The organism is Streptomyces subrutilus, assembly GCF_001746425.1.
Taxonomy (GTDB): Bacteria; Actinomycetota; Actinomycetes; order Streptomycetales; family Streptomycetaceae; genus Streptomyces; species Streptomyces subrutilus_A.
Map to the genome: position 1 here is coordinate 5,142,365 of NZ_MEHK01000001.1, position 14,725 is coordinate 5,157,089.

At 72.2% G+C, this 14,725-nt stretch carries 11 protein-coding genes; 8 read left to right on the forward strand and 3 right to left on the reverse strand.

Annotation, left to right across the window (positions count from 1 at the left end; translation table 11 throughout):
• Positions 1-57 precede the first annotated feature (57 nt).
• The 3 genes from BGK67_RS24295 (at position 58) to BGK67_RS24300 (ending at position 4,090) form a co-directional block, all read left to right on the forward strand.
• On the forward strand, positions 58-615 hold the full coding sequence (locus tag BGK67_RS24295) for a hypothetical protein (protein ID WP_069922069.1): 558 nt from the start codon (positions 58-60) through the stop codon (positions 613-615).
• A 167-nt stretch (positions 616-782) separates the two neighbouring features.
• Positions 783-950: a hypothetical protein gene (locus BGK67_RS39020; RefSeq protein WP_167739593.1), complete on the forward strand. Its 168-nt coding sequence runs from the start codon at positions 783-785 to the stop codon at positions 948-950.
• Positions 951-1,030: 80 nt separating this feature from the next.
• The gene (locus BGK67_RS24300) at positions 1,031-4,090 is read left to right on the forward strand and encodes a helix-turn-helix transcriptional regulator (RefSeq protein WP_069922070.1); all 3,060 of its coding nucleotides are present in this window, start codon (positions 1,031-1,033) and stop codon (positions 4,088-4,090) included.
• On the opposite strand, the gene BGK67_RS24305 is transcribed toward BGK67_RS24300, so the two are convergent.
• The 3 genes from BGK67_RS24305 to BGK67_RS24315 all read right to left on the reverse strand — a co-directional run bounded on the left by BGK67_RS24305 (position 4,053) and on the right by BGK67_RS24315 (position 6,715).
• Positions 4,053-4,241 (reverse strand): DUF6191 domain-containing protein, encoded by a 189-nt coding sequence (locus tag BGK67_RS24305; RefSeq protein ID WP_432215476.1) that lies wholly within the window; start codon positions 4,239-4,241, stop codon positions 4,053-4,055. The two genes, BGK67_RS24300 and BGK67_RS24305, sit on opposite strands and share 38 nt — an antisense overlap.
• Before the next feature lie 36 nt (positions 4,242-4,277).
• On the reverse strand, positions 4,278-5,513 hold the full coding sequence (locus BGK67_RS24310) for a PQQ-dependent sugar dehydrogenase (protein ID WP_079154348.1): 1,236 nt from the start codon (positions 5,511-5,513) through the stop codon (positions 4,278-4,280).
• A gap of 194 nt (positions 5,514-5,707) precedes the next feature.
• Positions 5,708-6,715, reverse strand: coding sequence for an aldo/keto reductase (locus BGK67_RS24315; RefSeq protein WP_079154349.1), 1,008 nt, complete (start codon positions 6,713-6,715; stop codon positions 5,708-5,710).
• A gap of 75 nt (positions 6,716-6,790) precedes the next feature.
• Here BGK67_RS24315 and BGK67_RS24320 point away from each other — a divergent pair, with 75 nt between their 5' ends.
• The 5 genes from BGK67_RS24320 (at position 6,791) to ilvC (ending at position 14,646) form a co-directional block, all read left to right on the forward strand.
• The gene (locus BGK67_RS24320; protein ID WP_069922071.1) at positions 6,791-7,738 is read left to right on the forward strand and encodes a 2-hydroxyacid dehydrogenase; all 948 of its coding nucleotides are present in this window, start codon (positions 6,791-6,793) and stop codon (positions 7,736-7,738) included.
• Between the two features lie 282 nt (positions 7,739-8,020).
• Complete coding sequence (locus tag BGK67_RS24325; RefSeq protein WP_069922072.1) at positions 8,021-10,912, forward strand: putative bifunctional diguanylate cyclase/phosphodiesterase; 2,892 nt, start codon at positions 8,021-8,023, stop codon at positions 10,910-10,912.
• Between the two features lie 204 nt (positions 10,913-11,116).
• Positions 11,117-13,003 carry an acetolactate synthase large subunit gene (locus BGK67_RS24330; protein WP_069922073.1) on the forward strand — a complete coding sequence of 629 codons (1,887 nt, stop codon included), beginning with the start codon at positions 11,117-11,119 and terminating at the stop codon, positions 13,001-13,003.
• Positions 13,004-13,034: 31 nt separating this feature from the next.
• Positions 13,035-13,559 (forward strand): acetolactate synthase small subunit, encoded by a 525-nt coding sequence (gene ilvN, locus BGK67_RS24335; RefSeq protein WP_069922074.1) that lies wholly within the window; start codon positions 13,035-13,037, stop codon positions 13,557-13,559.
• Between the two features lie 85 nt (positions 13,560-13,644).
• The gene (ilvC, locus tag BGK67_RS24340) at positions 13,645-14,646 is read left to right on the forward strand and encodes a ketol-acid reductoisomerase (protein WP_069922075.1); all 1,002 of its coding nucleotides are present in this window, start codon (positions 13,645-13,647) and stop codon (positions 14,644-14,646) included.
• Positions 14,647-14,725 lie beyond the last annotated feature (79 nt).

The window sequence follows — 14,725 nt, forward strand, 5'->3', positions numbered from 1 at the left end:
GCGGGGCCCGCCGCATTTCTCATGAGACTCTCAGACAGGCCGCCTACCGTGCCCCGCATGGACACCACGAAGACCCCCGCCCCGAACGCCCCCGAGGCGGACACCACCCCCGTCGACCTCGAGAAGGCCGAGACCCCCCAGCCCGCCGAGGCCGACGACGCGCTCACCGACGGGGACCTGGACGACGACACGTTCGACGAGGACCAGGACGCGCAGCCGAGCCACGTCGGAGCCGCCGCCTCCGCGATCGTCGCCGCGGGCCTGTCCGTCGTCGCCCTCAGCGGCAGCTGGGTCGCCGGCATCGTGTCCGAGCGCAAGAGCATCACCGGCCGTCTCGACCTGTCCCAGGCCGCCGACGCCAACGCGCAGATCGCCGCCCAGTTCGTCGGCCCGTGGCACGCCACCGCCCTGGTCAACGGCATCTTCTCCACCGTCGCCCTGATCATCGCCGTCTTCGTGCTGGCCCTGCCCGCCTTCGCCTCCCCCGAGCGCACCCTCCCCACCTGGGTGCGGTCCGTCTCCTGGGCGGGCATCGCCCTGGGCGCGCTCGGCATCCTGCTCTTCGTCCTCATGTACTTCGACCTCCTCCTCGCCATCCCGAAGGCCGCCGGCTAGGCACTGCCTTAGGTCCCCTGAGTCCGTCCGCGGCTCCCGCGGCTCCGGACTAAGGCCCCCTGCCCCCGGCAGATGCGGCATGCGACCGATGTGCCGGCACCCCCTGGGACGCGAAGCTCGGATCCCACCGAACGAGGTGCCCGAGCAACGCAACCAGGGAGTACGAGATGTTCGAGTACGAGATCGCAGCCGCCCGCCGCGCCGACCTCATCCGCGAGGCCGACGCGTACCGCCTGGCGCGGGAGGCCAAGAGGGCACGCCGCGCCTCCTCGCGGAGCCAGGAACCCGAAGGGGTGGTGAGAGGACACCGCGGCCGCTTCGCCCGCGCCGCGTGATCCGCGCCGCGACCCGCGTGAACTGACACGTGATGAGAAGCGCACCGATAACGAGTGCCGCCGGGCCGGACCCCTGTGCGATGCTCGGCGACGTGGAGACCAGATCTGTCAGCCCGGTGTTCGTCGGCCGAGCCGACGAACTGGCCCTGCTCACCGACGTCCTGACCCGCGCCGCCGGCGGGGAGCCCCAGGCGGTGCTCATCGGGGGAGAGGCCGGGGTCGGCAAGACCCGCCTCACCGAGGAGTTCCTCGGGGAGGCGGCCCGCCGCGGCGCCGTCGTCGCCGTCGGAGGCTGTGTGGAGATCGGGGCGGAGGGACTTCCCTTCGCCCCGTTTTCGACGGCCCTGCGCACCCTGCACCGCGAGCTCCCCGAGGAACTCGCCGCCGCCGCGGCGGGCCAGGAAGGCGAACTCGCCCGGATCCTCCCCGAATTGGGCGACACCCCCCGCGGCCCCCACGACGAGGAGAGCACCGCCCGGCTGTTCGAACTGACGGCCCGGATGCTGGAACGCCTCGCCGCCGGACGCCTCGTCGTCCTCGTCCTGGAGGACCTGCACTGGGCGGACACCTCCACCCGGCACCTGCTCTCCTACCTCTTCCGCACCCTCGGCAGCGGCCGGCTCGTCGTCGTCGCCACCTACCGCGCCGACGACGTCCACCGCCGCCATCCGCTGCGCCCGCTCCTCGCCGAACTGGACCGGCTGCGCACCGTCCAGCGCATCGAACTGCCCCGCTTCAACCGGGCCGAAGTGCGCCGTCAGCTCGCCGGAATCCTCGCCTCGCAGCCCGAGGAGGACTTCGTCGACTCCGTCTTCGAACGCTCCGACGGCAACGCCTTCTTCGTCGAGGAACTCGTCGCCTCCCGAGCGAGCGGCTGCCGCGCCGGACTCACCGAATCCCTGCGCGACCTGCTCCTCGTCCGCGTCGAGGTCCTCCCGGACGAGGCCCAGCGCGTGGTGCGCATCGTCGCCGAGGGCGGCTCCACCGTCGAGTACCCGCTGCTGCGCGCCGTCGCCGGGCTCACCGAGGACGAGCTCATCGAGGCCCTGCGCGCCGCCGTGGGCGCCAACATCCTGCTCGCCACCACCGACGGCGACGGCTACCGCTTCCGCCACTCGCTCGTTCGCGAGGCCGTGAGCGACGACCTGCTGCCCGGCGAGCGCTCCCGCCTCAACCGCCACTACGCCGAAGCGCTGGAGGCCGACGAGTCCCTGATCCGCGCCGAGGAGCGGGTCATCCGGCTGGCCAACTACTGGTACCGGGCGAACGACCCGGCCAAATCGCTGCCCGCCGTACTCGCCGCCTCCGTGGCCGCCCGCCGCCGCCACGCCTACTCCGAACAGCTGCGGCTGCTGGAGCGGGCCATGGACCTGTGGGACAGCGCCCCGGAGGAGGTCCGCGAGGCACTGCGCCCGGCGGACGACACCGACGTGTACCCGCCGTGCGGCTGCGACTCGGCCGGCACCCCGCTGCGGCGGCTCGACCTGCTGGCGGAGGCGACCGTCGCGGCCCGCTACGGCGGCGAGCGGGAACGCGCCCTCAAGATCACCAAGACGGCCCTGAGGACGCTGGAGGACGGCCACGACCCTCTGCGGGCCGCCTGGTTCTGGACGGAGCGCTCCCGGCTGGTGGCCGGTCTCGGCCGCAGCGACGGCTGGGAGGAGATCGCCAAGGCGCAGGAGCTGGTCCAGGGGCTGCCCCCGTCCCAGGTGCACGCCGAGGTCCTCGTCCGGGCCGCGGGCTGGGGCATGCTCCACAACCCGGGCCCCGGCAACCTGGAGGCCGCCCAGCGCGCCGTCGCCTACGCGCGGATGGTCGGCGCCGAGGAAGTGGAGCTCAACGCCCGGATCACGGTGGGCTGCCTCCTCACCGACGCCGGCACCGGCGAGGTCGGCCTCGCCGAACTGCACACGGTCAAGGACCGGGCCACCGAACTCGGGCTCACGATGCTCGCGGGACGTGCGCATATCAACCTCACCTCTCAGCTGGAAAGCATGGGACGGTCACAAGAAGCGGTGGCGCTGGCCGAAGAGGGAGCGGAACTCGTCGGCAGGTCACGCCTGTTCGACACCGAGGCGTGGGTGCGCGGCAACATGGCGGAGAGCCTCTACAGCCTCGGCCGCTGGGACGAGGCGACCGCCGCGGCCCGCCGCACCCTGCTCGTCGGCCAGAGCGCCGCTCCGCGCGGATCCGCCTCCGCACGGCTGGCCTACCTCGCCCTGGCCCGGGGCGAGCTGACGGAGGCGGCCCAGCAGCTCGCCGCCGCCCACAGCCACTTCGGCACCCACGACACCCAGCCCCAGCACCGGATACCGCTCTACCGCCTCGCGGTGGGGATCGCCGCGGGGGAGGGCCGGATCGCCGACGTCCGCTCCGAGACGGCCGCCGCGATCGAGTACGGGTTCCCGCTCGGCCAGCACCGGTACGCCTGGCCGCTCCTCCTCGCGGCCGCGACCGCCGAGGCCGACTCACGGGGCCTGCCCGCCGCCGATACCGGCCGCGCCGCCGCCTTGGAGGTGCTGCGCGCCGCCGCCCGCCACCTCGCCGCCCCGGTCCCGGTGTGGACCGCCCACGCCGAGTACCTGCGCGTCGAGCTGCTGAGGGCGGAGGACCGGGACACCGTGGCCGACTGGACCGCCGTCCAAGCGGCCGTCCGCCCGCTGGAGCGCCCCTACCTGCTGGCCCGGGCCCGCCACCGGCTCGCCGAGGCCATGCTGGCCGCCGGGGGCTGCCGTGACTCGGCGGCCGCTCTGCTGCGCGACGCCCACGCCACCGCCGGCCGGCTCGGCTCACGCCGGCTGCGGGAGGACCTGGCCCTGCTCGCCCAGCGCGCCCGGCTCCCGCTGACCGCCGACATCCCGGCCCCGCCCGAACCGCAGGCCGACCCGGTGGAGGCACTCGGCCTGACCAGCCGCGAGCGGGACGTCCTGCGCCTGGTGGCCGCCGGCAGCACCAACCGCAAGATCGCCGAGGAGCTGTTCATCTCCCCGAAGACAGCGAGCGTCCACGTCTCGAACATCCTGGCCAAGCTGGGGGTCGCCGGCCGCGGCGAGGCGGCCGCCCTCGCCCACCGGCTGCGGCTCTTCGCCCCGCCGGGGCCCCTCAGCGTCCGGCCGGAGGCCGCTCACCGACGCGTATGAGCACCTGGCCGGACTCCAGGTCTATCGGCCCCCGTCCCGGGTCCCCGTCATTGACGTCGGCCCGGGACAGCTCCAGCCGCTTCTTCTCCTCGTCCGTGTGCTTGCGTCCCGGGTTGAAGAGCTCCTCGATCATGTTGAACACCGCGTCCACCACACCTTCCGTCCCAGCGGGGATTGCCCGTGCCGGTCACCGCACCGTCAGTGTCAGGATCCTGTCGTCGCCCGCTTCCGGCGACCCGCGCCCGTCCGTCTCGCTCGTGACCAGCAGCAAGCGGTCTCCGCCGAGCGGCACCACCGTGCGCAGCCGCCCGTACTCACCCTCCAGGAAGGCCTCGGGCTCGGCCACCGGCTCCGCCCCGGCCAGCGGGATCCTCCACAGTCGGTTGCCCCTGAGACCGGCCATCCACACAGATCCCTCGGCCCACGCGATCCCGCTCGGCGAGGCCTCGTCGGTCTTCCACACGGCCACCGGATCCCGCAGGCCCGGTCTGCCGGCCTTCCCCTCGGCCTGCGGCCAGCCGTAGTTCGCGCCGGGCTCGATCAGATTCAGCTCGTCCCAGGCCTTCTGGCCGAACTCCGCCGCCCACAGCCGCTTGTCCTTGTCCCACGCGAGGCCCTGCACATTGCGGTGCCCGTAGGAGTAGACGACCGAATCCGGCTCCGGATTGCCGTGCACCGGATCCCCGTCCGGGGTCATCCGCAGGATCTTGCCGCCCAGCGACTTCTTGTCCTGCGCGAGCCCCGTCTCACCGGTCTCGCCCGTCCCCGCGTAGAGCATCTTGTCCGGGCCGAAGGCGATCCGGCCGCCGTTGTGGACGAGCCCCTTGGGGATGCCCCGGAGCACCGTGTCCGGAGCGCCCAGCTGCTGCCCCGCGGGCCGCTGCTCGTCATAGCGCATGCGGGCGATGCGGTTGTCGGACTCCGTCGTGAAGTAGACGTACACCAGCCGGTCCGAGGCGAAGGAAGGGGACAGCGCGAGACCCAGCAGCCCGCCCTCCCCGCCCGGGGCCACCCCGGGCACCTCCCCGATCCGGGTGACCGCGCCCGAGCCCGTCGCGACCCTGCTGATCGTCCCCTTGTCCCGCGAGGCCACCAGCAGGTCCCCGCCGGGCAGCGGGGCCACGCCCCACGGGGACTCCAGCCCCTTGGCGACCTCGCCGGTCACCGTCACCATGCCCTTCGCCGGCGGGGCGGAGACCTGCGGTGAGGAGGACGCACTCCCCGATGGGCCGGGTGACCCGGAACCCGCCGCCGTGCCCGGTGGAGAGGCCCCCGGCCCGGCCTTCGGCCCGCCCGCCGGCGAACACCCCGCGGCGAGCAGGGCGCCGCACCCGGCCAGCGCCACCGCCGCCAGCACGCCCCTGCGCGGCCCGCCCGGAGCCCCGTACCCCGCCTGCCGTCCGCGCGCACTTCCGTATCGCATGGCCCTGCTCCCTTCCGGTCGTCCGATCCTGCCCTTTCATCAGACTCAACAGCCCCGGCGGTTCCCGAAGTTCCACCACTCGTACACCCGATCGAGTGGTTGTGGCCGCAGGCCCCGGTCAGGCCCCGGTCGGCCCCCGTCAGGCTCCAGGCCGGGCCCCAGGTCAAGCCCCGGTCAGGCCCGGTCAGGCGCGGTCAGTCCCAGGCTCCCACCGCGGCCGGCAGGGCGGCGATCTCGGAGAGGTCCCCGGCCGTCAGCCGCACCTCCGCCGCCGCCGCGTTCTCCGCCGCCCACCGCGCCCGGTCGGCCCCCGGCACCGGAACCACCTGCGGACCCTGCGCCAGCACCCAGGCCAGCGCCACCTGCGCGGCCGTGACCCCGGGGCCGTGCCGCCCGGCCACCCGCCGCAGCCCCGCCACCAGCGCCTGGTTCGAGGCCATCGCGTGCGCCGTGAACCGAGGGTGCCGGGCCCGCACGTCCTGCGACTCGAACCCCTCACCCGGAGTCAGCGTCCCGGTCAGGAACCCGCTGCCCAGCGGCATCGCCGCCAGGAAGCCCACCCCGCGCGCCGCGCACCACGGCAGGAGCTGCCACGCCGCCTCCGGCGACCACACCGACAGCTCCGCCTGCACGGCGCTCACCGGGAACACCTGCTGGGCCCGCTCCAGGTGCCGCACGGTCGTCCCGTACGCCCGGTCCCCGCGCCGCCCGGCCCCCGGCCCGGCTCCGGCCCCCAGCGCGCAGAACCCGAGCGCCCGCACCTTCCCCGCGCCCACCAGCTCCGCCATCGCGCCCCAGGTCTCCTCCACCGGCACGTCCGGATCCACCCGGTGCAACTGGTAGAGGTCTATGACATCGGTCCGCAGCCGGCGCAGCGTGGCATCGCAGGCCCGCCGCAGATAGCCCGGCCTCCCGTCGGCCACCACGTGCTGGTCCCCGGCCCGCAGCCCCACCTTGGCGGAGACGAAGGCCTCCGAGCGCCGTTCCGCCAGCACCCGCCCCAGCAGCAGCTCGTTGGTGAACGGCCCGTACAGATCGGCCGTGTCCAGCAGGTTCGACCCCAGGTCCAGCGCCGTGTGCACCGCCGCCAGCGATTCCTGCCCCCGCCGCCGCGAAGGCGCGTACGCCCAGCTCATCGGCATACAGCCGAGACCGACGGCGCCCACCGCCAGCGCCCCCGCCCCGATCGACCTGCGCTCCACCCGTGCGTCCCCCTCCCGGTCCGGCACCAACCTAGCCAACGGCCTGGTCCGAACGCTTGGCATAGCCTCCTGATCATGACTGTAAAGACCCGCGACGTCTGGCTCCCGTTCCCCGCCGAGGAGATCGAGGGCCTGCCCGACTCCTTCACGTACCGCCACTGGGACGGCGAGGACGCCTTCCCGGCCGATCCCGCCGACTGCGTCTTCTACGTCACCCCGTACATGAAGTCCCCCGAGGTCACCGTGCGTCCGCTGGCCGCCATGCCCGCCCTCCGGGTCGTCCAGACCCTCACCGCGGGCACGGACCACATCCTCGGCGGGCTCGCGGACCTGCGACCCGGAGTGCGCCTGTGCAACGCGGCCGGGGTGCACACGGCGAGCACCGCCGAGCTCGCCCTCGCCCTGACCCTCGCCTCCCTGCGCGGCATCCCCGGCATGGTCCGCGGCCAGGACCGCGAGGAATGGCGGTTCGGGGTCTACGACGCCCTCGCCGACAAGTCCGTGCTGATCGTCGGCTACGGGTCGATCGGCTCGGCCGTCGAGGACCGGCTCGCGCCCTTCGAGTGCGAGCGCGTCACCCGTGTCGCCCGCTCGGCGCGCACCGCACCGCGCGGCCCCGTCCACGCCTTGGCCGATCTGCCCGAACTCCTGCCCGGCGCCGACGTGGTGATCCTCACGACCCCGCTCGACGACACCACCCGCGGGCTGGCCGGAGCCGCGTTCCTCGGCCGCATGAAGGACGGCGCCCTGCTCGTGAACGTCGCACGCGGGCCCGTCGTCGACACCAAGTCCCTGCTGGCCGAGGTCGAGTCGGGCCGGCTGCGCGCGGCGCTCGACGTGACCGACCCCGAACCGCTGCCCGCCGGCCACCCCCTCTGGCATGCTCCGAACGTCCTGATCACGCCTCATGTCGGCGGCAGCAGCACGGCCTTCGCGCCACGGGCCAAGCGCATGCTCGCGCGCCAGCTCACGCGGTTCGCCGCCGGGGACCCCGTGGAGCACACGGTGCTGACCACCACCTGACGTCCGGCGCGCACGCTCCGCGTTCACCCGGATGCGCTCGGTGGGCCCAACTCCCCGCGTGGTAACGGAGCGTAGAGAAGCTATGTCGCTGAGTGACGAAAGTGGTGTATCGTCCGGAAGAAGGGGCTGCGCCACGTACGTCTGGCGCTGGGGAGTGATCGGACACTTTGGGGGGCGACGGGCGATGCACGGCCGATGGGCGAAGGATCCGACGTGGCAGAGCCGCCGGAGGCGACGTTGCCGAAACTGGGCTGCACCCGAACCAGCGGGCGAGGGGGACCGGTGAGCTCCCAGGGGGCGGCGCTCCTGAACCGCCCGTCCCTCTCGGGCGGAGGCAGGGGCCTGGCCATGCAGCTGCTCCTCGCCCTGGTCAGCGGGGGGTACGCCGTCGGCGCCGCCCTCAACTGGGGATCGGAGGAAGTCGCCGAAATCATGGGTGACTTCGGGCTCAGCGCCGCCGGCTTACTCGCCGCAGTCTCCTGCTACTCCTACGCGCGGGCGATCGACAGCCGCGAGCGCCCCGCCTGGCTGCTCTTCGCCTTCTCCTCCCTCATGGGCGCCTGCGGCAACGCGGTCTGGGGCTGGTACGAGGTGATCCTCGGCCAGGACGTGCCCAAGCCCTCGCTGGCCGACTTCGCCTTCCTGTGCTTCGCCCCGCCGGCCATCGTGGGCCTGCTCGTCCTCGCCAAGCGCCCGGTCACCCGGGCCGGCTGGGTCTGCCTCGGACTCGACTCCTGGCTCATCGGCGGCTCCCTGCTCACCCTCTCCTGGAGCCTGGCGCTCGCCCACGCGGCACGGACCGCCCAGTCCGGGGCCCCCGGCAGCGTCCCGCGCGCCGCCCTCTCGCTCGCCTATCCGCTCCTGGACATCGCGCTGGTCTCGATGGTCCTGGTCCTGCACTTCCGGCGCTCCGAGTCCAACCGCTCCGCCGTCAACACCGCCATCGCCGCGCTCGCCCTGACGGTGCTCAGCGACGCCCTGTTCACCTCACCGCTGCTCAGCGCCGAGTACCAGTCCGGCCAGCTGCTCGACGCCGGCTGGTTCGTGGGCTCGCTGCTGCTCGCGTACGCGCCCTGGGGCGCCCGGCGCCTCCATCCCGGGCCGGAGCCCGCCGGCCCCCGGCGCGTCGAGAGGCCGCACAGCCGTCCCATCACCGGCTCGCTGCCCGCCCTCACCCCGTACCTCGCGGCCGCGGTCTGCACCCTGGGCATCCTCTACAACGTCGTGGACGGCCGGAAGGTCGACCGCGTGGTCGTCTTCACCGGCTGCACCGTCGTGCTCGCCCTCGTCATCCGCCAGGGCATCATGCTCCTCGACAACATCGCACTGACCCAGGAACTGGCCCAGAAGGAGAACCACTTCCGCTCCCTGGTCCAGGGCTCCAGCGACGTCATCATGATCGCCGCGCCCACGGGCACCCTGCGGTACGTGAGCCCGGCCGCGGCCGGGGTCTACGGCCGCGAGGCCGAGGAGCTGGTCGGCACCGAGCTCGCGACCCTGATCCATCCCGACGACCTCGGCAGGGTGGTCTACGAGGTACGCCGCTTCCTGGCCGCTCCGCCGACCGAGGAGCCCACCACCCGCATCGAATGCCGTTTCAAATCGGGCGGCGGCGAGTGGCTCAACGTGGAGTCCACCGTCAACCGGCACCAGGGCGGGCTCATCCTCAACAGCCGGGACGTGACCGAACGGGTCCGCCTCCAGGCGCAGCTCCAGCACAGCGCCGAACACGATCCGCTGACCGACCTGCCCAACCGGGCCCTGTTCACCCGCCGCGTCCGCCAGGCCCTGACCGGCCGGCGCGCGGGCGACCACAGCTCGGCCGTGCTCTTCATCGACCTGGACGGCTTCAAGGCGGTCAACGACACCATCGGCCACCAGGCCGGCGACGAGCTGCTCGTCGAGGCCGCCCGCAGGCTCCAGGACTCGGTGCGCGCCGGGGACACCGCGGCCCGCCTCGGCGGGGACGAGTTCGCCGCCCTGATCGTGGGCGACGGCAGCCGCGACCGCAGCGCCCGCGAGTACCAGGTGCACGAGATCGCCGACCGGCTGCGCACCACGCTCTCCCAGCCCTACCGGATCGGGGGCAGCGAGGTCCGGGTCGCCGCGAGCATCGGCGTGGCCTTCGCCGACCCCGGCATCACCCCTGCGGACCTGATGCGCAACGCGGATCTCGCGATGTACCGGGCCAAGGCGGGCGGCAAGGACCGCGTGGAGCTGTACGCCCCGCAGATGCAGGCCGAGGTCGTGCGGAAGGCCGAGCTGGCGGGGCGGCTGCGGACCGCACTGCACGAGGGGGAGTTCGCGCTGCTGCACCAGCCCGTGGTCTCACTGGCCACCGGCGAGGTCTCCGCCGTGGCCGCACAGGCCCGCTGGCGCTCGGCTCAGGGGATCCTCTTCACCCCGGCGGAGTTCCTCCGGGTGGCCGAGTACAGCGAGGGCGCGGCCGCGGATACCCCTCCCGGCCTGCCCGCCGGCACCGGCGCCCGCAGCGCGGAGCTCGGGCGCTGGGTGCTGGAGCAGGCCGTGGAGCAGGCCGCCGACCGGCACCGGGCCGGGCACGACGTACCCGTGGCCGTGCGGATGACCGCCCAGCGGCTGCTCGAGCACGCCGTGCCCGTGGGCTCCGTGGAGGCGCTGCTGAACCGGCACGGGCTGCCCTCCGGGGCCCTGGTCCTGGAGCTCGCCGTATCCGACCCCAGAGTGCCCTTCGACGATCTGGAACGCCGGCTGACCGCCCTGCACCGGCTCGGGGTGGGGATCGCGCTGGACGGCTTCGGCAGCGGCTACGCGGCCATCAGCGCCCTGCGGCGCCTGCCGGTGGGCGTCCTCAAGCTGGACCGGGGCCTGGTGGAGGGCGTCGTGGAGTCCGCCCGGCTCCACAAGATCACCGCAGGTCTGTTGCGGATCGCAAACGACCTGGGCATGCAGTCGGTGGCCGACGGGGTGGATCTGCCGGAGCAGGTCGCGGCCCTGCGCGCCATGGGGTGCACCCACGGCCAGGGAATGGCGTTCTCCGGCCCGCTCGACGAATACAGGCTGCGGCGTGCCCTCGTGCGCGGTACGTTCCCAGTACCGGGTGGTGCGGTCCAGCCCGCCCTGGCCGGTGGTTCGTCCGGGGGATCGATGGCCATCCGAGGCTCACATAATGAGACGCCCGTCCCACCTACTTGACATCACCCTCCCGCCAGAGGGAGGGTCAGTGCCATGCGCACCCGAATTCTCGTACTTGGAAAGCGCGTCGGCTGAAGCTGGGGCCAGCATGTCCCCGCTCAACGCACCCGACGCGCTCCCCTCGCTTGCCTCCCGGCACGAGGGGTTTTTTGTTGCACTGGCACAGAGTCGAATCCTCGTGAAACCCTCAGCTTCGAGAAGAGAATGCCGATGACCGAGCAGGCCACCGGGGCCCACCATCCGCAGCCGCGGCCCCGTTCCGGCGGACAGCAGTCCGCCGCAGTTGAGCACGTCACGGGCGCGCAGTCCCTCATCCGCTCTCTCGAAGAGGTGGGGTGCGACACCGTCTTCGGCATTCCGGGCGGCGCCATCCTCCCCGCGTACGACCCGATGATGGACTCGAAGAAGGTCCGTCACATCCTGGTCCGCCACGAGCAGGGGGCCGGCCACGCCGCCACCGGCTACGCGCAGGCCACGGGCAAGGTCGGCGTCTGTATGGCCACCTCCGGGCCGGGTGCCACGAACCTGGTCACCCCGATCGCCGACGCGCACATGGACTCCGTGCCGCTCGTCGCCATCACCGGCCAGGTCTCCTCCAAGGCGATCGGCACCGACGCCTTCCAGGAGGCGGACATCGTCGGCATCACCATGCCGATCACCAAGCACAACTTCCTGGTCACCCGGGCCGAGGACATCCCGCGGACGATCGCCGAGGCCTTCCACATCGCAGCCACCGGCCGCCCGGGCCCGGTCCTGGTCGACATCGCCAAGGACGCCCTGCAGGCGAAGACCACCTTCACGTGGCCGCCCGCCCAGGACCTCCCCGGTTACCGGCCGGTCACCAAGCCGCACGCCAAGCAGATCCGCGAGGCCGCCAAGCTCATCTGCCAGGCCAAGCGCCCGGTCCTGTACGTCGGCGGCGGCGTCATGAAGTCCGGCGCGACCGCCGAGCTGAAGGTCCTCGCCGAGCTGACCGGCCTCCCGGTCTGTACCACCCTGATGGCGCTCGGGTCCTTCCCCGACAGCCACCCGCTGCACGTCGGCATGCCCGGCATGCACGGCGCGGTCACGGCCGTCACCGCCCTGCAGAAGTCGGACCTGCTGATCGCGCTCGGCACCCGCTTCGACGACCGCGTCACCGGCAAGCTGGACAGCTTCGCCCCGTTCGCCAAGATCATCCACGCGGACATCGACCCGGCCGAGATCGGCAAGAACCGCGCGGTCGACGTCCCGATCGTCGGCGACGCCCGCGAGGTCATCGCCGACCTGATCCAGGCCGTCCAGGCCGAGCACACCGAGGGCAACGCCGGTGACTACAGCGCCTGGTGGAAGGACCTCAACCGCTGGCGCGACACCTACCCGCTGGGCTACGACCTGCCGCAGGACGGCAGCCTCTCGCCGCAGCAGGTCATTGAGCGGATCGGCGCGCTCGCGCCGAAGGGCACCGTCTTCGCGGCCGGCGTCGGCCAGCACCAGATGTGGGCCTCGCACTTCGTGAAGTACGAGGAGCCCCGCACCTGGCTGAACTCCGGCGGCGCCGGAACCATGGGCTACGCGGTCCCGGCCGCGATGGGCGCCAAGGTCGGCATGCCCGAGCGCACGGTCTGGGCGATCGACGGCGACGGCTGCTTCCAGATGACCAATCAGGAACTGGTCACCTGCGCGCTGAACAACATCCCGATCAAGGTCGCGATCATCAACAACGGCGCGCTGGGCATGGTCCGCCAGTGGCAGACGCTGTTCTACAACCAGCGCTACTCGAACACCGTGCTCCACGCGGACGAGACCGGCCACGACACCGTCGGCTCCCAGCTCGGCGAGTCCGTCGCCCCCCGCAAGGGCACCCGCGTCCCGGACTTCGTCAAGCTGTCCGAGGCCATGGGCTGCGTCGCCCTGCGCTGCGAGGACCCGGCCGACCTCGACAAGGTCATCGCCGAGGCCAACGCGATCAACGACCGTACGGTGGTCATCGACTTCATCGTCCACGAGGACGCCATGGTGTGGCCGATGGTCGCCGCCGGCACCTCCAACGACGAGGTCATGGCAGCCCGGGGCGTCCGTCCCGACTTCGGCGACAACGAAGACGACTGAGCCGAGAGAGCCGAGAGAGAGAACGCCTCACATGTCCAAGCACACGCTCTCCGTCCTGGTCGAGAACACGCCCGGCATCCTCGCCCGGATCGCCGCCCTGTTCTCCCGCCGCGGGTTCAACATCGACTCCCTCGCGGTCGGCGTCACCGAGCACCCCGACATCTCCCGCATCACCATCGTCGTGAACGTCGAGGACCTCCCGCTGGAGCAGGTGACCAAGCAGCTCAACAAGCTGGTCAACGTGCTCAAGATCGTCGAGCTGGAGCCGCACAACGCGATCGAGCGCGAACTCGTCCTGGTGAAGGTCCGCGCCGACAACGAGACCCGCTCGCAGATCGTCGAGATCGTCCAGCTGTTCCGCGCCAAGACGGTCGACGTCTCCCCGGAGGCCGTCACCATCGAGGCCACCGGCGGTACCGACAAGCTCGGCGCGATGCTCAAGATGCTGGAACCCTTCGGCATCAAGGAGCTGGTGCAGTCCGGCACCATCGCCATAGGGCGCGGCGGACGGTCCATCACGGACCGCAGCCTGCGCGCGCTCGACCGCAGCGCCTGACGTTCGCATCGCGAGACCGAGAAACTCAGATTCCGTTCCCCGCCGTACGGTGGGAGCAACACCAGCGCACCAAGGAGATATCCCAGTGGCCGAGCTGTTCTACGAGAACGACGCCGACCTGTCCATCATCCAGGGCCGCAAGGTCGCGGTCATCGGTTACGGCAGCCAGGGCCACGCCCACGCGCTGTCGCTCCGTGACTCCGGCGTCGACGTCGTCGTCGGCCTGAAGGAGGGCTCGAAGTCCAAGGCCAAGGCCGAGGAGCAGGGCCTGAAGGTCCTCCCGGTGGCCGAGGCCGCCGAGTGGGCCAACGTCATCATGATCCTGACCCCGGACCCGCTCCAGGCCGAGATCTACGAGGAGTCCATCAAGGACCACCTCCAGGAGGGTGACGCGCTCTTCTTCGGCCACGGCTTCAACGTCCGCTACGGCTTCATCAAGCCCCCGGCCCACGTGGACGTCGCCCTGGTCGCGCCGAAGGGCCCGGGCCACCTGGTCCGCCGCCAGTACGAGGAGGGCCGCGGCGTTCCGTGTATCGCGGCCGTCGAGCAGGACCACTCGGGCAACGCCTTCGCCCTCGCGCTCTCGTACGCGGCCGGCATCGGCGGCACCCGCGCCGGCGTCATCAAGACCACCTTCACCGAGGAGACCGAGACCGACCTGTTCGGTGAGCAGGCCGTCCTCTGCGGTGGCGCCTCCGCGCTGGTCAAGGCCGGTTTCGAGACCCTGACCGAGGCCGGCTACCAGCCGGAGATCGCGTACTTCGAGTGCCTGCACGAGCTGAAGCTCATCGTGGACCTCATGTACGAGGGCGGCCTGGAGAAGATGCGCTGGTCGGTCTCCGAGACCGCCGAGTGGGGCGACTACATCACCGGCCCGCGGATCATCACCGACGCCACCAAGGCCGAGATGAAGAAGGTCCTCGCGGAGATCCAGAGCGGCGAGTTCGCCAACACCTGGATGGCGGAGTACAAGGCGGGCCTGCCGAAGTACAACGAGTACAAGAAGGCCGACGAGGCGCACCTGCTCGAGACCACCGGCAAGAAGCTGCGCAAGCTGATGAGCTGGGTCGACAGCAACGAGAGCTGATCGGGTGAGCGGCGGGGCCGGGACGGTGCGTTCCGGCCCCGCCGCACACGGCCGGACGGCCGCGCGACAGCCCGGCTTG